We start from the raw sequence: 23,858 nt of genomic DNA on the forward strand, positions 1-23,858 counted from the left end.
GACACCCCGGGTCCTGCCTCACGGTGGGACCCGGCGGGGAATGTCAGACCCTTCGCGCACTGTGGACCCCGGTAGCAGGACGGCTGGGGCCGGGGCGGTGGTTGAAGGGAGTGTCATGGAACAGCGACCCTTGTGGAGCGAGGCGGGCGCGGCGCCCGCGGAGGCCCCCACGACGCGGGGTTCCAGGGCGGTGCGCACCTCCGGTGTGAAAAGCCGCCGGGAACTGTCAGCGCCCGTCGCCGCCGCTACAGTGCGCGCCGAAGTGAGCGCTCCCGTCCTGGCCTCCATCGCCGTTGGCCGCCCCGTCCGGGGCGAGTTCACCTACGCCCTGCCGGAGGAGCTGGCGGGCCGCCTGGAGCCGGGGCAGCGCGTGCTGGTGCCCTTCGGCCGGGGCACGGCGCTGGGCTTCTACCTGGGCCCCGCGTCCCCGCCGCCTGGGGACAAGGTGAAGCTCAAGGCCGTCCAGCGCGTGCTGGAGGACTCGCCGTCCCTGCCCAGGGACCTCATCGCGCTGCTGCGCTTCGCGGCCGTGCACTACCGCTACCCGCTGGGTGAGGTGATTCGCGGCGCGCTGCCGCCCGGCCTGTCGAAGGCGGTGGAGGAGAAGGAAGCGAAGCCGGACGTGCAGCACTTCGCGGTGGCGCTCGTCAACGAGGTGCCGCCGGAGCTGTCCCGCGCGCCCGCGCAGTCCGCCGCGCTCGCGTACCTGCTGGCCGTGGGAGGCCGCGCGCCGCTGGAGGAGGTCGCCCACGCGATTCCCGGCGCGCGCGAGACGCTGAAGAAGCTGGCCACGCGCGGCTTCGCCCGTCTGGAGGAGAAGACGGTGGAGGCCAGCGTGAAGGAGGGCTTGATTCAGGGCCGCCCGGACCACCTCACGCCGGAGCAGGACGCGGCGGGCGTGGTGCTGCGCGGGGCCCTGGACGCGGCCACCTTCCAGCCCTTCCTCCTGCACGGCGTCACCGGCAGCGGGAAGACGGAGGTGTACCTGCGCGCGGCGGAGCACGCCCTGTCGCTGGGCAAGGGCAGTCTCATCCTGGTGCCGGAGATCGCGCTGACGCCGCAGCTCGTGGGCCGCTTCCGCAGCCGCTTCGGCGCGGAGGTGGCGGTGCTGCACTCGGCGCTGAAGGACCGGGAGCGGCTGTTCCACTGGCAGGCGCTGCGCCGGGGCGACGTGAAGATTGCCGTGGGCGTGCGCTCGGCGGTGTTCGCGCCGGTGGACAACCTGGGGCTCATCGTCGTGGACGAGGAGCACGACCCGTCCTTCAAGCAGGAGGAGAAGCTGCGCTACCAGGCGCGCGACCTGGCCGTCGTGCGCGGCAAGCAGGCCGGCGCGGTGGTGGTGCTGGGCTCGGCCACGCCCGCGCTGGAGACGCTGGAGAACGTGAAGCGCGGGCGCTACCAGCTCCTGGAGCTGAAGCACCGCGTGGACGACCGGCCCATGCCCTCCATCGAGCTGGTGGACCTGCGGGTGGAGCGCCCCCGCGAGGGCGTGGTGACCGAGGAGGCGCCCATCCTCAGCCCGCCGCTGCTGGAGGCCATGGCGGAGACGATTGGCCGCGGCCAGCAGGTCATCCTCTTCCTCAACCGCCGGGGCCACAGCACCGTCCTCCTGTGCGAGGTGTGCGGCCTGTCGCTCAAGTGCAGCGAGTGTGACGTGTGCCTCACGCACCACCGCTCGCAGAACCGGGTGGTGTGCCACTACTGCGGCCTGGCCATGCCGGTGCCGGAGCAGTGCCTGGAGTGCACCGGCCCCATGCTCAAGCTGGGCATCGGCACCGAGCGCGTGGAGGCGGAGGTGCTGGAGCGCATCCCCACCGCGCGGGTGGCCCGGCTGGACAGGGACTCGGCCAGCAGCGCCGAGCGGCTGACGGAGCTGCTGGCCTCGTTCGCGCGCCGGGAGCTGGACGTCCTGGTGGGCACGCAGATGGTGGCCAAGGGGCACGACTTCCCGGGCGTGACGCTGGTGTGCGTCGTCATGGCGGACACCTCCCTGTCCATCCCGGACTTCCGCGCCGCCGAGCGCACCTTCCACCTGCTCACCCAGGTGGCCGGCCGCGCGGGCCGGGGCAAGGACCCGGGGCGCGTGCTGGTGCAGACCTACAACCCGGACGCGGAGCCGGTGCGGCGCGTGCTGGCCCATGACTTCGACGGCTTCGCCAACCAGGAACTGGAGTGGCGCAAGGCGCTGGCCTACCCTCCCTACTCGCGCATGGCCGCGGTCCGCCTGGAGGGGGAGCACCCCGAGCAGACGGCCAGCGTGGCGCGCTCGCTGGGGAACATCGTCTCCCGGCACATGCCCCCCGCGTCCGCCGGGGTCCGCATGCTGGGGCCGGCCCTGGCGCCCATCTCCCGCATCCGGGGCAAGACGCGCTGGCAGCTCCTCTTGAAGGGGCCAACGCATACGGCGCTCGCCCCGCTGCTCGCCCGGGTGGAAGCGGCCCTGGCTGATGTTCCTTCCGCGGTGAAGGTCGTGATCGACGTGGATCCGGGGGCCATGCTGTAGACTCGGTGCCCCCCCATGGGCGCACCGGTCCTTCTCGTCCACGACGACATCGCCAATATCGCCGCCGTGCGGCGTCTGCTCACGCGGGAAGGGTACGAGGTCATCCTCGCCACCTCCGCCGCGGATGCCCTCATTGCCTACGGGCATCACCTGCCCGTGCTCCTCGTGCTCGCGCCCGGCGTGGAGAGCGGCCGGGGGCACCTCGTGCTGGAGGAGCTGCTCCAACACCCGGATGGCAAGTCGGCGCGGGTGCTGCTCCTCGGTGAGCCCATCCCGGGGTTCAGCGCCCCCGTGGCCCCGCTGCCCCTGGAAGGCGCGGCCTTCGTGGCGCTGGTGGATTCGCTCGTCAAGGCGCCCGCGGACGCGGACGCGTGGCACGTGGTGGAGAACCGGGAGCCGCCGCCGTCCAGCGGTGGCGTCTCGGCGGCCGTGGGGACGGAGCCCGAGTCCTGGCACGCGACGCCTCCGCCCTCGGTGGCGGGGGACCCCGCGCTGGCGAACGCGCTGTTCGGAGACCTGGCGCCGCTGCACCAGACGGACTGGGAGCTGGCGGCCATGACGGACGCGGAGCGCTCCGCCCACGAGGCGGCGCGGCACCGCGAGCACCAGAGTACGCGCGACCTGGACACCGCGATGGCGCGGGCGCATCTGGAGGCGGAGGCCCAGGCGATGACCTCCATCGACTCGGCGCTGGCGCCGGACTCGGCGGATGGCTGGGGCGAGTCATCACAGGAGCAGGACTGGGGCTCGGCGGTGGAGGGGGACGCCGACGCGCGGGCCCCGGGCGCGGAGGCGCCCCCGGTGGGGCGGTTGGCGTGGACGGAAGAGCCCGTCTCGCAGGCCTCGCCGCGCACGGCGGCCCTGGCGCCCCAGTTGGGCGATGAGGGGTTCTTCGACGTCGACACGCCCGAGGCCCCGGCGGGTGATGCCCTCTCCGCGGCGGAGGCGGAGCTGGCCGCGATGCGTGCGTCGCCATCCCACGAACCCGCGGCCCCGGATGGCTCGCCCTGGACGGAGCTGCCACCCGACCCGGAGATGGAGCACGCCGCGCGCCTGGGCACACAGTCGGATGGGGCGGCGAGCGAGGCACCCGGAGAGGCTTCGACTTCCGAGCCGGAGCAGGCGTCGGCATCGGAGTCGGACGACGCGTGGGGGACGGAGGCGGCGCTCGGGGAGTCCACTGACGCGGCGGCGGTCTCCGCGTCCAACTGGGAGCTGTTGGAAGCGGAGCTGCAAGCCGCGTCGACGAAGTCCCACGCGGACGAGGAGGCGCGGCCGGCACCAGGGGACGACTGGTTCGACGGGGAAGCGACGGGCGAGACGGGCGACGCCCCGGCCGCGGAGCCGAGCGTCGGGGCGGACTGGTTCGACTCGGAGGCGGAGGCGGAGGCCGCGAGCCCCGCGCCCGAGGCTCCCGTCGAGGCGCCCGCCGCGGCGGCTGGCGGCTTCGCGGTCCCGGCGCTGATGGCGCAGTGGCAGGCCCAGCAGGAGGAGGCGGAGCGCCAGCTCGAGGAGGCCCACGCGCGGGTGAGCGCCGTCACCGAGGCGCTGGAGCGGGAAGCCGCGCTGCGCCGCGAACTCGAGCAACAGGTCCAGGGACTCCAGGAGCGGCTCGCGGAGGAAGAAGAGGAGCACTCTCGCGAGTCCCTGCTCCGAGCGGAAGCCGAGGCGGCGCTGGAAGGGCTTCGTCAGCGGGCGGCGCCTTCGTCCACGGCCACCTCTGCCCGCGCGGTCCTCGGTGACGCCGAGGCGGCTGGTGACGTCGCGGCGCTGCGCGCGGAGCTGGAAGCGCAGGTCCAACTTCGCGAGGAAGCGGAGACGCTCACCGCCGAGGTCGAGGCCCAGGTCCGCCAGTTCGAGGATGCGTGCGCGGAGGCGGAGCTTCGGGCCATCGACGCGGAGGCGCGCGCGGAGGCCGAGGCGAAGGCGCGTGAGGAGGCGGAGCTCCGCGCCGCGGCGAGCACGCAGGCGCTGCAGGCGCTCGAAGCGCGCCTGGAGTCGGAGGCAGCGGGGCGTGTCGTCTCGGAGGTCCGCGCGGAGTCGGAGCTCAAGGCGCGGCAGGCGGCGGAGAGCCGGGTCGAGTCCGCCGAGGACCTGTCCTCCATGTCGGAAGCGCGCATCGACGCGGAGGCGCGTGCTCGCGAGGCCGCGGAGGCCCGCGCGGATGTAGAGGCACAGGCCCGGCTCGAAGCGGACACGCGTGCGCAGAGCCTGTCTCAAGCCTTTGAGGAGGCCGAGGCCCGAGCGGAGCTGGCGACGCGGTCTCAGGCGGAGCTCGAGGCGCGCGCGGAGCTGGCGACGCGTGCCCAGGTAGAGGCCGAGGCGCGGGCGGAGTCGGCGACGCGGGCGCAGGCGGAGGCCGAGGCGCGGGCGGAGCTGGCGGCGCGGGCGTTGGCGGAAGCGGAGGCGCGGGCGGAGTCGGCGACGCGGGCGTTGGCGGAAGCGGAGGCACAGTCGGCGCTGATTGCCCGGGCCCTGGCGGAAGCCGAAGCCCGCGTGCAGGCGGAGGCCGAGGCGCGTGTCGAGGCGGATGCCCGTGTGGAATCCGTGGCCACTGCGCTGGCCGAGGCGGAAGCACGGGCAGAGATTGAGGCCGCGGCGCGCATGGACGCGGAAGCGCGGCTGTCATCCTCGGCGACGACGCTCGCTGAAGCCTCGGCACGTGGGGAGGTCGAGGCCTCGGCTCGCGCTGAAGCCGACGCTCGGATGGAATCCGTTGCGGCGGCCCTGGCCGAGGCGGAAGCCCGAGCGGAGGTTGAATCCACGGCGCGCGCGGACGCCGAGGCTCGCGCGAAGCAGGCGGAAGCACGGGCTCAGCAGGAAGCAGAGGCCCGTGCGAACGCGGAGGCCCGCGCCAGCAGCGACGCGGCGGCCAGGACCGAGGCCGAAGCCCGCGCGGAGCAAGAAGCCACGGCACGGCTCGAGGCCGAAGCCCGCGCGGAGCACGCGGCAGCCGCGCTGAACGACGCCGAGGCCAAGGCCGAGCAGTCGGCGGCAGCGCTGCGAGATGCCGAAGCCCGCGCTGAAATCGCGGCCCTCGCGCAGCAAGACGCGGAGTCCCGAGCCGAGAGCGAAGCCGCCGCGCGACGCGAGGCCGAAGCCCGCGTGCAAAGCGAGTCCGAGGCCCGCGCGGCGGCGGAGGCTCGCGCCGAAGCCGAGGCTGCCGCACGAACCGAAATCGAGGCCCGCGCCGAGCGCGAGGCGAAGCTGCGCGCCGCCATCGAAGTCCGTGTGGAGAGCGAAGCGAACTCGCGCACCCAGGCGGACACGCGGGCCTCACGCGAAGCCGAGGCCCGTGCGGAAGCCGAGGCCCGTGCGGAAGCCGAGGCCACGCTGCGCGCCGAAGCCGAGGTACGAGCGAAGGCGGAGTCCACGGCGCGCGCGGAGGCCGAGGCACAGGCCACCGCGGAGTCCGAGCGCCGAGCCGAAGCCGAGGCCCGCGCCGAGCGCGAAGCCACCTCCCGAGCCGAAGCCGAGGCCCGCGCCGACCGTGAAGCCCAGGCCCGCGCCGAAGCGGAAGCGCGCGCCGACCGCGAAGCCCAGACCCGCGCCGAAGCGGAAGCGCGCGCCGACCGCGAAGCCCAGGCCCGCGCCGAAGCCGAAGCTCGCGCCGAGCAGGCGGCCCGGCAGCTCGCCGAAGCCGAATCCCAGGCCCGCGCCGAGGCGGACGCCCGCGCCGCCGAGAAGACGCGTGCCCAGACGGAAGAGGAACAGCGCGCCACCCAGTCCGAAGCCGAAGCCAAGGCCCGGCTCGAAGCAGACGCCCGCGCCGAAGCCGCGCTGAAGTCCGCCGCGGAGGCGGAGGCCCGCGCCGAAGCCGAGGCGAAGCACCGCGCCGAGGCCGAGGCTCGCGCCCAGCAAGCCGCGCAGGCCGAAGCCGAGGCCACCGCCCGAGCGAAGACGGAGAGCCGCCATCGCACGGCCCTGGAAGTCCGCCTGGACGCGGAGGCGAACCAGCGCGCGACGTTGGAATCCCGGCTCGAGGAAGAGTCCCGCGCCCGCAGCGAATCCGAATCCCGCCTCCTCGCGGAGAACGCGCGAGTCTCCGAGGAGCTCGCCGAGCTGCGCCTGGAGCACCAGCAGTCCCGGGAGGAGCTGGCGAAGGAGCGCGAGGCCCGTGAGTCCCTGGAGCAATCCCTGGAGGCCCTGCGCACGGAGTCCGCCGAACAGCGCGCCCGCGCCGAACGCGAGCGCCACGAACTGGAGGAGCGCGCGCTCCGGGACGCGGAGGAAGCCGCCGCCCAGGCGCGAGCGTCCATGCTGCCCCTGGAAGCCCCTCCCGGCCGGCCCGAGCTGGCCGTGGCTCGCAGTGGCAGCGTCACCCAGGATGGCCTGACGAAGCTGGTGCTCCGGCTCTGCGAGGCCCGCATGGAGATGCGGCTGGAGCTGAAGGTGATGAACGCCCTGCGCGTGCTCTGGCTGAGGGATGGCGCGCTGGTCGGAGCCGTCTCCTCGGCGCAGGGGGAGTCGCTGGTGGACCGGGCCCGGGCGGATGGGCTCATCGACGCGCGGCAGGAAGGGGAGCTGCGCCTGGTGCGCAGCGCCACCACCGCCGCGCTGCTGGACGCGCTCCGGGGCCGGGGCTACCTGCGGGAGTCCGAAGCCGTGCCGCTGGTCCAGCGCTACACCGAGCAGGTGTTCCTGGACGCCCTGGCGGAGCCCTCGACGCTCTACCGCCTGGTGCCGGAACCGGCGCCGCACGAGGTGGCGCTCGCCGCGGCCACGCGTCCACCGCTGCACCTGCTGGCCGAGGCCCTGCGCAACACGCTCACCTCCGAATCCCTGCTGGAGGCCGCTGGAAGCCTGCGCGCGCGCGTCACCCGGGGGGACCTCCACCTGGCCCCGGATGACTTTGGCCTCCCGCCTCGGGACCTCCAGCTCCTGTCCCAGGTGGACGGGGAGCACACGCTGGAGGCGCTGCTCCTGGGCGCGGGGCTGCCGCAGGACTCGGCGCTGAAGGCGCTCGCGGTGGCGCGGACGCTGGGGCTCGTCTCACTGGAGCCCGCCGCGGACGACGACGCTGGCGACCTTCCGCCGGAGCTGGACGTGCGGCGCCTGGAGGCCAAGTTCGAGGAGATCCAGGACGCGGACTACTTCACGGTGCTGGGGCTGGCCCGGTCGGCGGGAGGCGAGGAGGTCAAACGCGCCTACGAGCTGCTGGCCGCCGAGTTCCACCCCCTGCGCTTCGCGGGGCATCCGGACCCGGCGCTCCAGCACCGCGCCCAGCAGATTCGCAGCGTGCTGGCGGAGGCCGCCCAGGCCCTGGGCGATGACCGGCTGCGGGCGGAGTACGCCCGGAGCCTGCTCGACTGATGCCCGCCGGACGGACGGCCGCCCCGCGCTGAAGGGCGGCCGGCCCGGGGCGGTTGCCCGTCCGCTCCGGGAGGATTAAGAGGGCGTCCATGGTCCGCGAGATCCTCATCTGGCCCGACCCTGTCCTGAAGCAGAAGGCCAAGCCGGTGGCGAAGGTGGATGACTCCATCCGCACGCTGGTGAAGGACATGTTCGAAACGATGTACTCCGCTGAAGGCGTGGGCCTGGCCGGCCCGCAAATCGGCGTGCTCCAGCGCGTCATCGTGCTGGACACCACGCACAGCCAGCCGGAGCTGAAGCCCATCGCGATGATCAACCCGGAGATCATCGCCAGGGAAGGCGACACGACCTACAACGAGGGCTGCCTGTCCATCCCCGGCGAGTCCGCGGAGATTGACCGCGCCGCCGCCATCACCGTGAAGTTCCTGGACCCGGACGGTCAGGAGCAGACGCTGCGCTGTGACGGGCTCTTGTCCATCGCCGTGCAGCACGAGGTGGACCACCTCGACGGCACCGTCTTCGTGGACCACATCTCGTCGCTGAAGCGCGAGTTCATCCGCAAGCGGATGAAGCGCCTCAAGTCTTCGCGCGAGCGCGAGGTGGGCGCTCCGGCGTCTCCGTAGCCGCCGCGGCCTTCACGCCCTTCTTCGGGCACAGGTCCGCGACGACGCAGCGCTCACACGCGGGCGAGCGGGCGAAGCAGGTCCGCCGCCCGTGCCACACCAGGAACTGGTGGCCCAGCGACCACCGCTCCGAAGGCAGCACGGCCTGCATGTCGGCCTCCACCTTGTCCGGGTCCGCCTTCGTGGTGAACCCGAGCCGGAAGGCGAGCCGCTTCACATGGGTGTCCACGGGAAAGGCCGCGTCGCCGCCCAGGTGGATGCACACCACGCCCGCCGTCTTGCGGCCCACGCCGGGCAGCTTCTCCAGCGCGTCCCGTTGCAGGGGAATCCGCCCGCCGTGCTCCTGCACCAGCGCCCGGGCCGCCGCGACGATGTTCTTCGCCTTGGCGCGGTAGAGGCCGCAGGTGCGGATGAAGGGCTCCACGTCCGGCGGTTCCGCCTCCGCGTAGGCCTGGGCGTCGGAGAAGCGCTGGAATAGCGCGGGCGTCACCATGTTGACGCGCTTGTCCGTGCACTGGGCGGAGAGGATGACGGCCACCAGCAGTTCCAGGGGCGTCCGGTAGTCCAGCTCGATGCGGGCATCCGGCATGTCCGCGGCCAGCCGGTCCATCACCCGCACCGCGCGCTTTCGCTTCTCAGTGACTGTCTCACGTCCAGGCACGGCGCCGTTGTATGTCACACCGGCTGCGAGCCCAAGCACCGGTTGGGACTCACCCACGCGGAGAGCTTCATGAAGCGCATCGACTTCCGTTCAGACACCGTCACCCAACCCACGGCCGCCATGCGGCGCGCCATCGCGGACGCGGAGGTCGGGGACGACGTCTACGGCGAGGACCCCACCGTGCTCCGCCTGGAGGCCCAGGTCGCCGAGCGGCTCGGCCTGGAGGCCGCCGTCTTCGTGCCATCGGGCACGCAGGCCAACCAACTGGCCATCGGCGCGCACTGCCGGCAGGGAGATGAGGTGCTCACCGAGGCGGGCAGCCACATCCTCCACTACGAAGGCGGCGCGGTACCCGCCCTATGGGGCGTGCAGCCACAGCCCCTGCCAGGCGAGCGAGGCCTGCTGTCGCCCGAGGACGTGCGCGCGGCCGTGCGCGAGGACAACATCCACAATCCGCGCACGCGCCTGCTGTCGCTGGAGAACACGCACAACCGGGGCGGTGGCTCGGTGTGGCCGGTGGCGCGCTTCCGGTCCGTGGTGGAAGCGGCGCGCAAGGCGGGGCTGGCCGTCCACCTCGACGGCGCCCGGCTCTTCAACGCGGGGGTCGCGCTCGGCGTGCCGGTGTCCGCCTGGGCGTCGCTGACGGACTCGACGGCGGTGTGCTTCTCGAAGGGGCTGGGCGCGCCGGTGGGCTCGGCGTTGGCGGGGCGTGCGGACGTCATCCGCGAGGCGCGCAGGCTGCGCAAGCGCCTGGGCGGAGGCATGCGCCAGGCGGGCATCCTGGCCGCGGCCGCGCTCCATGCGCTGGAGCACCACGTGGACCGGCTGGCGGACGACCATGCGAACGCTCGCCGGCTGGCCGTGGGGCTGGCGGAGGTTCCCGGCGTGAAGGTGGACGCTTCACGGGTGGAGACCAACATGGTCTTCGCGGAGTTCTCCCGGCCCGCCCTGGAGGCCTTGTCGCTGCTGGAGCGGCACGGGGTCCTGACCAACCCCGCGGGGGCTCCGCGGACACTGCGCTTCGTCACGCACCTGGATGTGTCCGCCGCTGACATCGACGAGGCCCTGGGGCGCATCCGCCGCGCCGTCTCCTGAGCACCACCCGTGGGTGAAACGCGCGCCCGTGGACATCCCCCAGCGGGCGCGCGCCCAGGAAGGAGCACTGCGGTCGGGTCATGGTAGGCTCGCGGCGTCGTGCGTCGCCTCAGCCTCCTCGCCTTCGTGACTGCCTGTGCCTGCGCCAGCCGTGGCGCGGAGCCAAAGATGAGCTTCGAGGAGCTCTATGCTACCTCGGCTCCGCGTCCTCGCGGCTCGGAGGTGACACCCGCCGTGCAGCGGGCGCGTCGGCCCGCGCCCGAGACAGCGCCGGAGCTGCACGCCGTGCTCTCCGCCTTCGCCTCGCGGGCGCAGGCGCTGCGTCAGCAGGTGGCGCGGGGTGGGGTGATGCCCGCCGCGCAGGTGGAGAACTGGGAGCAGATGACCTTCGCGCTGGACGGCTTCCTGTCGCGTCCAGCCGCGCCGCGCGTCGGCTCCGGCGACCTGTTGCGCGCCCAGAGCGTCCTGGAGGCCGAGCTGGAGCGGGATGGCTTCACCTACGGCGACATGCCGGCCTCCCTGGCGGAGGCCGTGGTGCTGCGCGTGGGCCGGCTGGCGGTGCGCACCGCGGAGCTGCGCCGCCTGGAGCAGCCGCCGGAGCCGGACGAGGATGCGCCTCCGCGCTTCTCCTGGCCGGTGGACCCGGTGTCCGTCACCAGCCTCTTCGGTTATCGCTGGCATCCCGTGACGGGCGTGCACCGGCGCCACCTGGGTGTCGACCTGGCCGCCACGCAGGGCCAGCCCATCTACACGGCGGAAAAGGGCGTGGTGCTGCGGGCGGGCCGCAACGGCGACCATGGCCTCCAGGTGGAGGTCCAGCACGAGGGCCGCTGGGTGACGCGTTACAGCCACCTGTCCCGCCTGCTGGTGGCGGCAGGTGAGGTGCTGGAGCGCGGCATCGCCGTGGGGCTCGCGGGAGAGACGGGCCTGGCCACCGGCGTCCACCTGCACTTCGAGCTGTGGCGCGACGGCGAGCCCATGGACCCACTGGAGGCGCTGGCGGACGCGGAACCACCACCCGAGCCCACACCGCCCATGGCGCGGAGACCCGCCGGCCGCTCCCCCGCAATGCAACAGGGGCGCCCCCTTGCGGGTGAGCGCCCCTGAGCGAAGCCCACGCGGCGGTGGCCTAGAGCGAGTTCTTCAGCTCCTTGGCGGGCCGGAAGCCAATCGTCTTCGACGCCTTGAGCTTCATCATCTCGTTGGTCTGGGGGTTGCGGATCTTGCGCGCCTTGCGCGAGCGAACCGACCAGGTTCCAAAGCCGGGGTAGCTGAAGCGAGCGTCCTTCTTCACCGCCTTGCCGATGTTGGTGAAGACGATGTCGAGGATCTGCGCCGCCGACTTCTTGGTGAGACGTGTCTGCGCCGCCACCACCTCGACGAGTTCTGCCTTGGTCATTACGCCCCTCCGTCCGTTGTCTGGCCTTGAAGTGCTTTAACCCGGCCGGTGGTAACAAATCGCTCTTTTCCCTGTCAATGCCGGCCGCGGTTTGGAGCCGGAAAATCGGCCTCCAGACGAAAAGTTGGCCCTCTGAAACACAGGGCGTAGGAAGAGCGTGGCGCGACGCTTCCGATACATCATCGCAGCCCATGAATGATGAATGGGAAAGAGCTGTGTGTGATCGCGATTCGAAGAAAGTCTTTGAAATAATGATCGCTTGCGAGGGTGCGCTGATCGCGTGCGCGTGAGTCCCCGGCGGGAAGGCGCTAGGATGCTGGCTTGCGTGCGTTTTCGAACCTTCCTGCTCTTGAGCCTGCTGCTTGCCGGTGCCTGCCGGAGCGCCTCGCACCGCGAGGCCCTCTCCGTGCCAGGCGCCTCCACCGTCATCTGGGTAGACGCGGCCCGGGAGGGCCCTGGCGACGGCTCGCGTGATCGCCCGCTGCAGTCGCTGGGGGAGGCACTGGCCCGGCCCGGACCGTTGACCGTGCGGCTGGCGCCGGGCCGGTACGAGGGGCCCTTCGTCCTTCCGCCAGGTGCTCGGCTGGAGGGACTGGGGACGGGCGTGGTGCTGCACGCGGGGGATGACTCCCACACCGTGCTGAAGATGGATGAAGGTGGGATTTTGTCGGGCGTGGTGGTTCAGGGTGGTCAATGGGGGCTGGAGGTGACTGGCGGGAGCCATGTGCGGCTGGAGCGGGTGGGCTTCAGCGGACAGCGGACGGGGGCGGTGCGGGTGGAGTCGGGACGCCTGGACGTGGAGGCCAGCCGCTTCGAGGCGGCGCCGACGGCCACGGTGGGCATCCTGCTCGAAAGCAAGAGCCCCCTGCCTCCGGGCAGTGGCGCCATGGCCACGGGGGCGGAGCGCCTGGCCACGGCTCCCGAGGCGCCGGGGACGGCCCCGCGGCAGGTGGCGGAGGCCCGCGCGGACGCTGGGGCGGACCCGGGGCAGGTGGCGGAGGCCCGCGCGGACGCTGGGACGGCCCCGCGGCAGGTGGCGGAGGCCCGCGCGGACGCTGGGACGGCCCCGCGGCAGGTGGCGGAGGCCCGCGCGGACGCTGGGGCGGACCCGGGGCGCCCCGCGGGCGAAGCCCCTCCCACCGGCGCAGAAGGGACGCGAGCAGGCCCGGAGTCACCCCGTGCCGCGGGCGAGGCGCACATTCGCGACAGCACCTTCACCGGCCCCTACCGCCGCGCCGTGCGCCTGCGTGGTGCGGACATGCGGGCCCGGCTGGAAGACGTCCGCTTCTCCGGACCCGCGACGGCGGTGGGCGTGGATGGCGCGCACGCGGAGGTGCTCCGCTCGTCCGCGGAGGGCGGGCAGGCGGCGGCCTTCTCCGTGATGTCCGGCACGCTCATCCTGGACGAGGTCACCGTCACGGGGCACGAGTACGGCCTGTCCGCGATGCAGGCCCTCCGGCTCGAGGTGCACCGCTTCACGTCGGTGCGGGCCCAGCGGGCGGGCATGGGCGTGTCGCTGTCACGCGCGCGGCTCCGGGACATCGTGGTGCGGGAGAGTGGCTCGTATGGGGGGCTTCAATTCCTGGGCGGCGACCTGGACGTCCAGGGCGTCCGCGTCGAAGGCGCCGGCGAGTACGGCCTGATGGCGTTGCGCGGGAAGCTGCGGCTCCGCGACGCGGACATCCGAGGGGTGCGCACGGCGGACAACGTCACCGGCGATGGCCTGCACCTGCGTCAGGTCGAAGCGGACGTGGAGGGCGTCGTGGTGCGTGAGGCGCAAGGCGCCTGTGTCCTGGCCGCTCAGGCGGCTCGCGTGTCGCTGCGGGGCGCGAAGCTGGAGGCCTGTGGAGACGTGGGCTTGATGACGGACACGCTGGCCCGGCTGGACGCGTCCAGCGTGAAGATTGACGGGGCGGCGAGCGCGCTGAAGGCGCACGGCGGCAGCGAGCTGCGGGTGGAGTCCCTGGACGCGCGCGGCCTGGCGAAAGGGTTCGCCCAGGCGGAGTGCGAGGGCGGCACGCAGGTGCTCCTGAAGGACCTCCGCTCCGAGGACACGCGAGGCCTCCCGGAGACCCCCTGTGTCCAGGTCCTCTCTCCGTGAGCGAGGCCTCCGGCCCCGAACGCTTCGGCTGGTATCGCCCACCGGGGCTCAGGGGACGGACCGCTCAGGCTCGCGAGGCGGCTCTTCCACCTGCTCGGGCGCGGGCTCGGTGATGGCGGCGGGCAGGGAGGCGGCATGCCGCTCCAGCCACTCGCGGATGACGGGGTAGACCTCCGTCGGCGCGCCGGTGCCGAAGACGAGGTCTCCGTGCCCGTAGTTCATCTTGTCGCCATGGTCCGTGCCGAAGATGTGCAGCGTGCGGTCCGGCGCGGTGGCCAGCGCGAACTGCGCCTCCACGTTGGCGGCCGTGGCCAGCCGGTCCGAACTTCCGCCCATGATGAGCAGGGGAAGCTGGAGCTTCGAGATGCCGGCGCGCCAATCCACGCCGCGGTCGAAGGAGCGGAACGCATCGTGCTCAATCCAGTCCTGGAACTGGAGCAGCACCTTGCGGCTCATCGACGACATCATGTTCGCGTAGACCTGCCGCTGGATGCGCGGAGGGATGTGCTCGGGGTTCACCAGCAAGTCGGACAAGGGCAGGGTGACGTATCCCAGGAAGGGCGCGAGGCTGGCGCTCATCCACTCCTGACGGAAGCGTGCGGGCCATGCGGCACGAACGCCCATGGAGATGAGGGTGCGCAGGAAGGGCTCCGACTTGAAGTGCACGGGCGCGCCCAACGTGAGCAACCCCGCGAGCTTCGCCCCATGCGGGCCCTGGGCGACGCCGTAGCCCACCAGCCCGCCCAGGGAATGGCCGAGCCAGAAGGCGCGTTTCGCCCCCGTCTCCTTCAGCGCCAGCTCCAGCAGCGCCGGCCCGTCCTGGAGGATGTGGTCGTCGATGGTGAAGTCCGTGTACCTCCGGCCACGGGGCGGCTGGCGTGAGTGCCCGGTGCCGCGCCACTCCACGCTGAAGCAGTCGAAGCCGGCCTCGGCCAGGTAGTGCGCGACGGAGTAGGGGGGCTCGAAGTCGAAGGTGAACCGGTTCGCCGCGAGCCCATGGCACAGCAGCACGGGCTCCTCGAAACGGCGCACGGCCGCGCGCCGGACATGAACCACCAGCTCCCAGCCATCCTCGCACCGGGCCCGCAGGACCTGGGGAAGCTCCGCGCGGGGGCGGTACCATCGCCGAACGGACGCCACCCAAAGGACGTTCCACAGCACGAGTGCGACCCCAGCGACCAGTACCCACACCGTCCACCGCGAAGCATCCATGCAGCCTCCTATTCCAAAATAAAACCCTGCTAAGGTCGGTTCACCCGCCGTTCTGCCGCCGGGAAGTCACGGCCATCAGAGGAAGTCGAGGGAATGATGAAGTTGCGGAAACTGATGTTCGTGCTCCCGAATCTCTTCACCGTCACGTCCATTTTCTGCGGCTTCTACGCCATCACCCTGTGCACGGGGGACGTTGCTCCGGTGCAGCTGTATCAGGCGGCGCTGGCCATCTTCTTCGCCATGTTCTTCGACGGCTTCGACGGCCGGGTGGCCCGGCTGACGAAGACGCAGAGCGACTTCGGCGTGCAGCTCGACAGCCTGGCGGACGTCATCTCCTTCGGGGCGGCGCCTTCCCTCCTGGTGTACAAGTGGGCGCTCGAGCCCCTGGGCTTCGTGGGGCTGTTCATCGCGTTCTCCTTCGCGGCGTGCGGCGCGTTGCGGCTGGCGCGCTTCAACGTGCTGGCGGCGCGCAACCCCCATGGTGGGGGTGGCAGCTTCTTCGTGGGCCTGCCCATCCCCGTGGCGGCTGGCATGCTGGTGTCGGTCATCATCTCCCACCACGCGGCCACGCAGGGCGAGCCCCTGGCCGAGGGTGCCATCGTGCCCATGGCGGTGGCGGTGGCGGGCCTCGCGCTGCTGATGGTGTCCACGGTGCGCTACCGGACCTTCAAGGACACGCGGCCCAACCGGAAGAGCGCGCTGGCGTTCATGCTGGTGGTCGTGGGCGGGACGGTGATTGCCACGCAGTTCCACCCGGCCTGGGTCCTGGTGGCGTGCTGTGGTGCCTACCTCGCGCTGGGCCTGGTGGAGTCCGCGGTGCTCGTCCGCAGCCGGCTGGCTGCTCGCAAGGTGGCGGCGCCCTGCGCGGTGGCCGCGGTCGCGGTGGCCACGGTCATCGACGACGAGGACGAAGAGGAGGCCGAGTCCACCCCGGGCTCCGACGGGCCCGCGTACCTCTGACCGAGGGGCGGCCGTTTCCTGCCCGGCCCCCGTCCAGTCCGGGAGGCGCCGTGCGCCGGACCCGCATCGGTCCGTGCCCCGCCGTCCCGCTGCCGCTAGGATGCGCGGCCCATGCGCGTCGAGCTGCTGTGCACCGGTGACGAGCTCGTCACCGGCCTCATTACGGACACGAACAGCAACTACCTGGAGGCCCGCCTCTTCGACCTGGGCGTCAAGGTCGAGCGCGTCGTCCTCGTCGGAGACGTGCGGCCGGACATCACCCGGGCCCTGACGGAAGCCGCGTCGCGCGCGGACGTGGTGGTGGTGTCGGGAGGGCTGGGGCCCACCGCGGACGACTTCACCCTCGAATGCGCCGCGAGCGCCGCGGGCGTGCCGTTGGAGGAGGACCCGCGGGTGCTCGGCTGGCTGCATGAGCGTTATGCCGCGCGCGGCATTCCGCCCAACCCGAGCGCCCTGCGCATGGCGCGCGTCCCCAGGGGCTCCGAGCCCGTGAAGAACCCGGAGGGCTCCGCGCCGCTCGTGCTGATGAAGCTGGGAGGCGCCCAGCTCTTCTTCCTCCCGGGCGTGCCCCGGGAGTTCAAGGCGCTGCTGGAGGCCGAGGTGCTGCCGCGCATCCGCGCCACCCTGGACGCCCGCCCCGGGCGCACGTACCGGGCCTTCCGGCTGCTGCGCACGGTGGGCATTCCGGAATCGGAGCTCGACCTGTCCGTCGCGCCCATGGCGCCGCGGCATCCCCGCGTCGTGTTCGGCTTCCGCACGCATGCGCCGGAGAACCACCTCAAGCTGATGGCGGAGGCCTCCTCCCAGTCGGAGGCGGACGCCGCGCTCGCCGCCGCGGAGGCGGAGTGCCGCCAGGTGCTGGGCCCACGCATCTTCGGCGCGGACGCGGAGACCTACGCCGCGGCGCTCCTCGAAACGCTCCGCCGGGCGGGGGCCACGCTGGCGGTGGCGGAGAGCTGTACGGGCGGCCTCATTGCCCAGCAGCTCACGGCGGTGCCGGGCTCCAGCGACGTCTTCATCGGCGGCGCCGTCGTGTATTCGGAGAAGATGAAGTCCGCATGGGTGGGAGTCCCCCCCGAGCTCCTCGCGCGGCACACCGCGGTCTCTCGCGAGACGGCCGTGGCCATGGCGGAGGGCGTGCGCGCCGCCTGCGCAACGACCTTCGGCCTGTCGGTGACGGGGTACGCGGGGCCCGGGGGTGGTACGCCGGAGGACCCCGTCGGCACCGTGTACTGCGCGCTGGCGGCCCCCGGCCTGCCCACCCGCGTTGAGCGCATCTCTGTCACCGGCGACCGCGACCGCGTGCGCCTGTTCGCCGCTTCCTTCACGCAGGAAATGCTGCGGCAGCACCTGCTCGCCGCGCCCGCCACCCCATGAGCCGTTCCAAGTCCAAGCGCCCCCGTCCGCCTTCCTCCGAACCGGTCGCGCCGGAAAGTCCCGCTGTGGCGCCCGTCGCAGCCCAGCCGGAGGAAGGGGCCGCGTCCACCGCGGCGCCGCCGGCGGCCGAGCCGGCTCCCGCGCCAGAGTCCGCCGCGTCATCACCGGGGGCGCCCGTGTCGGGAGGACTGCCGCTCAACGCCGCGCGCGTGTGGCTGTCCGCATATCGCGTGGAGGTGGGGCTGTTCCTGGTCGCCTTCGTGGTGCTGGCCAGCTTCAGCTCCCAGCGCTTCCTGCGGCAGAGCGCGGCCCCTCACTTCGTCTACCAGGCCCAGGCGTGGCTGGAGGGACGGCTGGACGTGGACCCGCGGGTGCTGCCCAACATGGAGGACTGGGCCTGCGTGCGCGTGGTGGAGGGGGACAAGGTCCGCTGCGCCGGCCGGCCGCTCCCCACGGACCGCTGGTACGTCAGCTTCCCGTCCTTCCCCGCGGTGGCGATGCTGCCCTTCGTGGCGCTGCACGGCTACCAGTTCAATGACACCTCGTTCGGCGTCATCGTCGGCGCGTTGGCGGTGGCGCTCTTCTATTCGCTGCTGCGCTTCCTGGCGAAGGAAGGGGAGACGGCACGCAACCGCAACGAGAACGTGGCCCTGGCGCTCATCCTCGCCTTTGGCACCCTGTTCTTCTATTGCGCCATCCGGGGCGAGGTCTGGTTCAGCGCCGAGGTGATGGGCGTGGCGCTGACGTGTCTCTACGTGCGCAACGCGGTGCGGGCGCAGCGCCCGTTGCTCGCGGGCCTGTTCTTCTCCATGGCGACGCTCACCCGGACGCCCTTGCTCTTCACGGGCCTCTTCTTCGTCCTGGAGGCGCTGTGTCCCGGCCCGGAGCCCCGCCTGGCGCAGCTCAAGGCCCTGGCGCGGGACTGGAAGCCCGCGGCCAGGAAGGTGGGCCTCTTCACCCTGGGCGCCGCCCCGCTGGCGGGGCTCGCGGCCGCGTACAACGTCTATCGCTACGGCCGGCTGAGTGAGTTCGGGCACGCGTACCTCTTCAACAACCGCGTCAACGTGGACATCGACCGCACGGGGCTCTTCAACTGGGAGTACCTGCCACGGAACCTGGAGGCGGCCTTCTTCAAGCTGCCCACGGTGTCCCTGTCGCCGCTGAAGCTGGCCTATGACCCGCACGGGCTGACGCTGCTGCTGACGCTGCCGTTGCTCGTCTTCCTGCTGGTGCCCAAGACGCGTCCGCGGCTGCATTGGCCTGCGTGGCTCACGGTGGCGGTGTGCGCGCTGCCTGGGCTCTTCTATCAAAACACCGGCTACATGCAGTTCGGCTTCCGGTTCAGCCTCGACTACACGCCCTACCTTCTCCTCCTCTTCGCGCTGGGGGGGTGGTCTCTGCGGAACCGGGCGGTGCTGGCCGCGGTGGCGCTTGGCGTGCTGGTGAACTTCTGGGGAGCCGTGGCCTTCCGCGGCTACACGGAACTTGTCCGGAACTGGTAGCGGCCCTCGCCTCATGGGCTTGAATCCTTCACGCGCCACGCGCAGATGAGAGACGTCATGCAACCGCCCACCGGACAGCCGCCTCCCGGCAAGCGCTGGCACACCCGCGAGGACAGCGGCATCCGCCTCGACGCCACGCTGCGCTGGTGGCACGACGACGAGGCCATCCTCCACCCCAAAATCATCGAGCTCTTCAACGCCTCGCTCGTATTGGACGAAGCGGGCCGCTATCAGCTCCGCATCGGCAACGACTGGTGCTTCGTCCAGGTGGATGGTGCCGCCTACGAGGTCCGCACCGTGGACGTCACACCCGACGAGCGGGTGTCCGTGCGCCTCAGTGACCGCACCGCAGAGGCGCTGGACGTGGACAGCCTTCACCTGGACGCCGATGGGGTGCTGTCCTGCCGCGTGAAGCAGGGCAGGGCCCAGGCACGCCTGTCGCGTGACGCGCAGTACCAGCTCGGACAGCTCCTGGAAGAAGGGCCTGACGGCGGGCTCGTGCTGTGCGTCGGCCAACGCAAGCTCGCCGTCCCGGTCGCGCTGGACGCCTCCGCCTAGGCCGCGGCCTCCACTGCCGCCGGGGAGGACGGCGGGGAGGCGCCGGTGAGCTCCTTGCCAAGGGACTCCAGCACCTCCGGATGCTCGCGCAGCCACTCGGCGGCGCGCTCGCGGCCCTGCCCGATGCGCTCCCCGCGGAGGCTGAAGTGGCTTCCTGACTTCTCGATGAGGCCCGTGGCCACGCCCAGGTCGAGCACCTCGCCCACGCGGTGGATGCCGCTGCCGTACATCAGGTCGAACTCCGCTTCCTGGAAGGGCGGGGCCACCTTGTTCTTCACCACCTTCACCCGCGCCCGCGAGCCGACCACCGCGTCCCCGTCCTTGATGTTGCCCGTGCGGCGAATCTCCATGCGCACCGACGCGTAGAACTTCAGGGCGTTACCGCCGGTGGTCGTCTCCGGGTTGCCGAACATCACGCCAATCTTCATGCGAATCTGGTTGATGAAGATGATGCACGTGCCCGACCGGCTCACCGCGCCCGTCAACTTGCGCAGCGCCTGACTCATCAGCCGCGCCTGGACACCCATGTGCGCGTCTCCCATCTCCCCCTCGATTTCAGCCCGCGGGACCAGGGCCGCCACGGAGTCGACGACGATGAGGTCCACGGCTCCGGAGCGCACCAGGTGCTCGGTGATTTCCAGGGCCTGTTCGCCCGTGTCGGGCTGTGACACGAGCAGCTCCTCCACGCGGACGCCCAGCTTGCGCGCGTAGGACACGTCCAGCGCGTGCTCCGCGTCGATGAACGCCGCCACGCCGCCCGCCGCCTGCACTTGCGCAATCGCGTGCAGGGTGAGGGTCGTCTTGCCCGAGGACTCATTGCCAAAGACTTCCACCACGCGCCCTCGCGGGTAGCCGCCCACGCCCAGTGCCCGGTCCACCCCCACCGAGCCAGTGGGGATGACGGCCACCTTCTGTTCGCGGGCCTCGCCGCCCAAGGTCATCACCGAGCCACGTCCGAACTGCTTCTCGATGCTCGCCACCGCCGCCGCCACCGCCTTCAGCTTCTCCGCCAGCTTGCTCATCGCGTCTGCCGCTCCCTCGCCGCCCCAGTTGTGTGGAGTGCCGCGTCCTGGCCCGTCTCCATGACGTCGCCGGCGCAGCGGTCAGGCAGGGGAGCAACGGCCGTGCCGCCGGCTGTCCCTCAGGGGTGACTCGGGCTGGAAGGGGGGGCGGGCGTCCAGGTGCGCGGCTGTGTGTCCAATGCCGTGGAGTGTGCGCGCGCCGTCCCCGCGGTCGGATGAGAAAGGAACATGGGAGCGCATGCCTGGCCGTATAGCGCATGGCGCTTTGCGTTGAAGATGGGCTGGGCAGGCATGACCTTTCCTGCGTGAGCCCGAAATCAAAGCGCGAAGACCTGCCCCATGTGGTCATCCTCGGCGGTGGTTTTGCCGGCCTCTACGCGGCCCGCCATCTCTACAAGGCACCCGTGCGTGTCACGATGGTGGACCGGCACAACCATCACCTGTTCCAGCCGCTGCTGTACCAGGTGGCCACGGCGACGCTGAGCCCCAGTGAAATCGCGGCGCCGCTCCGTGCGCTGCTCGGCCGCCACGACGTGAGTGTGGTGCTGGCGGAAGTGACGGGGGTGGATACCGTCGGGAAGCGGGTGCTGCTCTCGGATGGGGAGCTGAAGTACGACTTCCTCGTCATCGCCACCGGGGCCACGCACTCCTACTTCGGCAATGATGCCTGGGCTCAGCACGCCCCAGGGTTGAAGTCCATCGAGGACGCGGTGGAGATTCGCCGCCGGATTCTGGTGGCCTTTGAACTCGCGGAGCGCGAGCCCGACCCGGAGGTCCGTCGCGCGCTGCTCAACTTCATCATCATCGGCGCGGGCCCCACGGGCGTGGAGCTGGCGGGCTCGTTGGCGGAGATCAGCCGGCATTCACTGCCGGGGGACTTCCGGAACATCGACCCGCGCGAGGCGCGCATCATCCTCATCGAGGGAATCGACAGGGTGCTGCCCGTCTATCCCGATGACCTGTCGCAAAAGGCCTGTCGCACGCTGGAGAAGCTGGGCGTGGAGGTCCGCACGGGGGCTCGGGTCACCCACATCAACGAGCAGGGCGTCTTCATTGGCACGGAGTTCATTCCCGCGCGGACGGTGTTGTGGGCCGCTGGTGTGGCGGCGTCGCCCGTGGCACGTTCGCTGGGGGCCCAACTGGACCGGGCTGGCCGCGTCCTCGTTACACCCGAGCTGACCGTCCCGGGCCATGACGACGTCTTCGTCGTGGGGGACCTGGCCTCGCTCAATGACGCGGACGGCAAGCCCGTGCCCGGGCTCGCCCCTGCGGCGATGCAGGAAGGCAAGCACGCCGCGCACAACATCCGCCGCCAACTGCAGGGCAAGCCGATGGAGGCCTTCTCGTACTGGGACCGCGGCTCGTACGCGGTGATTGGCCGAGGCCACGCGGTGGGCATCGCCTTCCGTCGCTTCAAGCAGTCGGGCTTCAGTGCCTGGATGGCGTGGCTGCTCATCCACATCACCTTCCTCATCGGCTTCCGGAGCCGGCTGGCGGTGCTGCTCGACTGGGCCTACTCGTACCTGACGTTCGGTAAGTCGGCGCGCATCATCACCGGCCCGTCTCCGCGTCTGGACCGGCTCCAGCCTACCCACGCCTTGACGGAAGGCGGGGAGACGTCCGCCGCCCCTGAGTCGCGCTTCCAGGCGACGGCCTCACACGCGGAGCCGGCGTCGCCCGTGACGCACTGACGGGAGGGGCCGTCTCTCAACCGTCGAGGTCCTCCAGCGGGCTGGCCCTGCCGGAAGGCCCGGCGACTGCTCGCCATGCCGCGTCTCCGGATGGCGGGGCGGGGCGGCTTCCATGCAGCTTGCCCTGGGCCGCGCCCCGTCGGTCCAGCATGCGGCAGTTGATGGCGAGCTGCATGTCGGATTGCTCGATGCGGCCGTGCCCCTCGAGGTCCGCGCGCGTCAGCGCCAGCTTCACGATGCGGTCGTGGGCTCGCGCGGACAGTCCATACATCCGCACCGCTTGTTGAAGCATGGCCTCCGCCCGCTCGCTCATGCCGCAGTACCGGCGCAAGAGGTGCGCGGGGAGCTGTGCGTTGCAATGGAGGCCTGGCTCATCCCGATAGCGGGCGCGTTGACGCTCGCGCGCGGCCTGGGCGCGCTCACGGTAGTAGCGGCTGGAGGGCTCTTGGACCGTTGACCGGGCCATGTGGTGGTACTCCACCGGGCGCGTCTGGATGCTGATGTCGATGCGGTCCAGCAATGGGCCGCTCACGCGCGTGAGGTAGTCGAAGACGCGCTGCTCACCGCAGGTACAGGGCCGGTTGGGGACGTTGTAGTAGCCGCACGGGCAGGGGTTCATCGCGGCCACCAGCATCACCCGGCAGGGGTAGGTGATGTTCTGGTTGGCGCGTGCCAGGTGGATGACGCCTTCCTCCATGGGTTGGCGCAGCACTTCGAGCACGTTCCTCCGGAACTCCGGCAGTTCATCGAGGAAGAGCACGCCATTGTGCGCGAGTGAGAGCTCTCCGGGCCTCGCCGAGGGGCCACCTCCCACCAGGCCGGCGTCGGAGAGCGTGTGGTGGGGCGCGCGGAAGGGGCGCTCGCGCATCAACGCGTGACCTTCGCCCAGCAGCCCCAGCACCGAGTAGACCTTGGTCACCTCCATGGCCTCGGCGAAGGTCATCTCCGGGAGGATGCCGGGCAGTCGCCGCGCGAGCATCGTCTTCCCGGAGCCCGGTGGCCCGGACATCAGGACGTTGTGGCCACCCGCCGCGGCGATTTCGAGCGCGAGCTTCAGGTCCGCCTGCCCGCGAACGTCGGACATGTCAGGCATCTGCCCTGTCGGCGGCAGGAGGCTGGGCTCGCGCTGCCTCTCGTAGGGCGTGATGGCGCAGGCCCCGGTCAGGTGGTCCACCGCCTCTCGCAAGGTTCTCACTGGGAACACCCGGAGGCCCTCCACGAGCGCGGCCTCCGCGGCGTTGGCCAAGGGCACCATGACGCCCTCGAAACCGCCGTTGAGCGCCGCGACCGCCAGGGGAAGCACCCCTTTGATGGGACGGAGGCCACCGTCCAAAGACAGCTCGCCTCCAAAGAGAAGCCGTCCCAGCGGCGCCTCATCCATCAGCTTCGCCGCCGCCAGGACGCCCAGCGCGATGGGCAGCTCGAATGCCGCGCCCTCCTTCTTCAAATCAGCGGGCGCCAGATTCACGGTGATTCGCTTCTGGGGCAGCTCGAAGCCCGTGTTCTTCAGCGCGGAGATGACCCGCACCTTCGACTCCCGGACCGCGCCCTCCGCCTGCCCGACGACGTTGAAGTAGGGGAGGCCGAGCGCCATGTCGACCTCGCACTCCACCACCACCACGTCGATACCCATCAACGCCCCCGACCGCACCCTCGCCAGCATGTCCCGTCCTCTCGCCGTACCTCGACCAGGCGCTTCAGCAAGGCCTGTACCGAAGCCGACCCCCGGCGTAGGAGCGCGCCCGCCAATCTCTCGCGGTGGATACCCATCCCGACACTGGGAGCATGCGTTTCAGCCCAGGCATATTTGTGAAGCCTGGGGTAGCCAGGCACAAATGACT

Annotated in this window: 16 protein-coding genes; 11 read left to right on the top strand and 5 right to left on the bottom strand. The window is 71.5% G+C overall.

Annotated elements, in window-relative coordinates; all coding sequences use genetic code 11:
• Positions 1-115: 115 nt before the first annotated feature.
• The 3 genes from priA to def all read left to right on the top strand — a co-directional run bounded on the left by priA (position 116) and on the right by def (position 8,439).
• Complete coding sequence (priA, locus tag MYMAC_RS07185; RefSeq protein ID WP_095957533.1) at positions 116-2,503, top strand: replication restart helicase PriA; 2,388 nt, start codon at positions 116-118, stop codon at positions 2,501-2,503.
• 15 nt (positions 2,504-2,518) lie between these two features.
• Entirely contained in the window at positions 2,519-7,816 is a 5,298-nt protein-coding gene (locus MYMAC_RS07190; protein WP_095957534.1) for a DnaJ domain-containing protein, read from the top strand.
• Positions 7,817-7,905: 89 nt separating this feature from the next.
• On the top strand, positions 7,906-8,439 hold the full coding sequence (gene def / locus MYMAC_RS07195) for a peptide deformylase (protein ID WP_013935421.1): 534 nt from the start codon (positions 7,906-7,908) through the stop codon (positions 8,437-8,439).
• On the opposite strand, the gene nth is transcribed toward def, so the two are convergent.
• Complete coding sequence (nth, locus tag MYMAC_RS07200) at positions 8,393-9,139, bottom strand: endonuclease III (RefSeq protein WP_095961505.1); 747 nt, start codon at positions 9,137-9,139, stop codon at positions 8,393-8,395. The genes def and nth overlap by 47 nt on opposite strands.
• A 30-nt stretch (positions 9,140-9,169) precedes the next feature.
• Between nth and ltaE the strand changes: the two genes are divergently transcribed.
• Both ltaE and MYMAC_RS07210 read left to right on the top strand, forming a co-directional pair.
• Positions 9,170-10,195 (top strand): low-specificity L-threonine aldolase, encoded by a 1,026-nt coding sequence (gene ltaE / locus MYMAC_RS07205; RefSeq protein ID WP_095957535.1) that lies wholly within the window; start codon positions 9,170-9,172, stop codon positions 10,193-10,195.
• Between the two features lie 99 nt (positions 10,196-10,294).
• Complete coding sequence (locus MYMAC_RS07210) at positions 10,295-11,302, top strand: M23 family metallopeptidase (RefSeq protein WP_095957536.1); 1,008 nt, start codon at positions 10,295-10,297, stop codon at positions 11,300-11,302.
• A 22-nt stretch (positions 11,303-11,324) separates the two neighbouring features.
• Here MYMAC_RS07210 and MYMAC_RS07215 read toward each other — a convergent pair whose 3' ends face one another.
• A complete protein-coding gene (locus MYMAC_RS07215; protein WP_002635502.1) occupies positions 11,325-11,594 on the bottom strand; it encodes an HU family DNA-binding protein in 270 nt (89 codons plus the stop codon).
• A gap of 325 nt (positions 11,595-11,919) precedes the next feature.
• Here MYMAC_RS07215 and MYMAC_RS07220 point away from each other — a divergent pair, with 325 nt between their 5' ends.
• On the top strand, positions 11,920-13,695 hold the full coding sequence (locus MYMAC_RS07220; protein ID WP_239989393.1) for a hypothetical protein: 1,776 nt from the start codon (positions 11,920-11,922) through the stop codon (positions 13,693-13,695).
• Between the two features lie 48 nt (positions 13,696-13,743).
• On the opposite strand, the gene MYMAC_RS07225 is transcribed toward MYMAC_RS07220, so the two are convergent.
• Positions 13,744-14,907 carry an alpha/beta fold hydrolase gene (locus MYMAC_RS07225; protein WP_095957538.1) on the bottom strand — a complete coding sequence of 388 codons (1,164 nt, stop codon included), beginning with the start codon at positions 14,905-14,907 and terminating at the stop codon, positions 13,744-13,746.
• 93 nt (positions 14,908-15,000) lie between these two features.
• Here MYMAC_RS07225 and pssA point away from each other — a divergent pair, with 93 nt between their 5' ends.
• The 4 genes from pssA to MYMAC_RS07245 all read left to right on the top strand — a co-directional run bounded on the left by pssA (position 15,001) and on the right by MYMAC_RS07245 (position 19,304).
• A complete protein-coding gene (gene pssA / locus MYMAC_RS07230; protein WP_013935415.1) occupies positions 15,001-15,867 on the top strand; it encodes a CDP-diacylglycerol--serine O-phosphatidyltransferase in 867 nt (288 codons plus the stop codon).
• Between the two features lie 111 nt (positions 15,868-15,978).
• Entirely contained in the window at positions 15,979-17,244 is a 1,266-nt protein-coding gene (locus MYMAC_RS07235) for a CinA family nicotinamide mononucleotide deamidase-related protein (protein ID WP_095957539.1), read from the top strand.
• Complete coding sequence (locus tag MYMAC_RS07240; protein WP_095957540.1) at positions 17,241-18,746, top strand: hypothetical protein; 1,506 nt, start codon at positions 17,241-17,243, stop codon at positions 18,744-18,746. Before MYMAC_RS07235 ends, MYMAC_RS07240 begins: the two co-directional genes overlap by 4 nt.
• A gap of 57 nt (positions 18,747-18,803) precedes the next feature.
• Positions 18,804-19,304 (top strand): DUF1285 domain-containing protein, encoded by a 501-nt coding sequence (locus MYMAC_RS07245; protein ID WP_204817442.1) that lies wholly within the window; start codon positions 18,804-18,806, stop codon positions 19,302-19,304.
• Here MYMAC_RS07245 and recA read toward each other — a convergent pair.
• Positions 19,301-20,326 carry a recombinase RecA gene (gene recA / locus MYMAC_RS07250; RefSeq protein ID WP_095957542.1) on the bottom strand — a complete coding sequence of 342 codons (1,026 nt, stop codon included), beginning with the start codon at positions 20,324-20,326 and terminating at the stop codon, positions 19,301-19,303. The genes MYMAC_RS07245 and recA overlap by 4 nt on opposite strands.
• A gap of 305 nt (positions 20,327-20,631) precedes the next feature.
• Here recA and MYMAC_RS07255 point away from each other — a divergent pair, with 305 nt between their 5' ends.
• Positions 20,632-22,017, top strand: a complete 1,386-nt coding sequence (locus MYMAC_RS07255; protein ID WP_095957543.1) for an NAD(P)/FAD-dependent oxidoreductase — start codon at positions 20,632-20,634, stop codon at positions 22,015-22,017.
• A gap of 16 nt (positions 22,018-22,033) precedes the next feature.
• Here MYMAC_RS07255 and MYMAC_RS07260 read toward each other — a convergent pair whose 3' ends face one another.
• Positions 22,034-23,680 (bottom strand): YifB family Mg chelatase-like AAA ATPase, encoded by a 1,647-nt coding sequence (locus tag MYMAC_RS07260; RefSeq protein ID WP_095957544.1) that lies wholly within the window; start codon positions 23,678-23,680, stop codon positions 22,034-22,036.
• Positions 23,681-23,858: the final 178 nt, after the last annotated feature.

This window comes from Corallococcus macrosporus DSM 14697 (genome assembly GCF_002305895.1).
Classification (GTDB): domain Bacteria; phylum Myxococcota; class Myxococcia; order Myxococcales; family Myxococcaceae; genus Myxococcus; species Myxococcus macrosporus.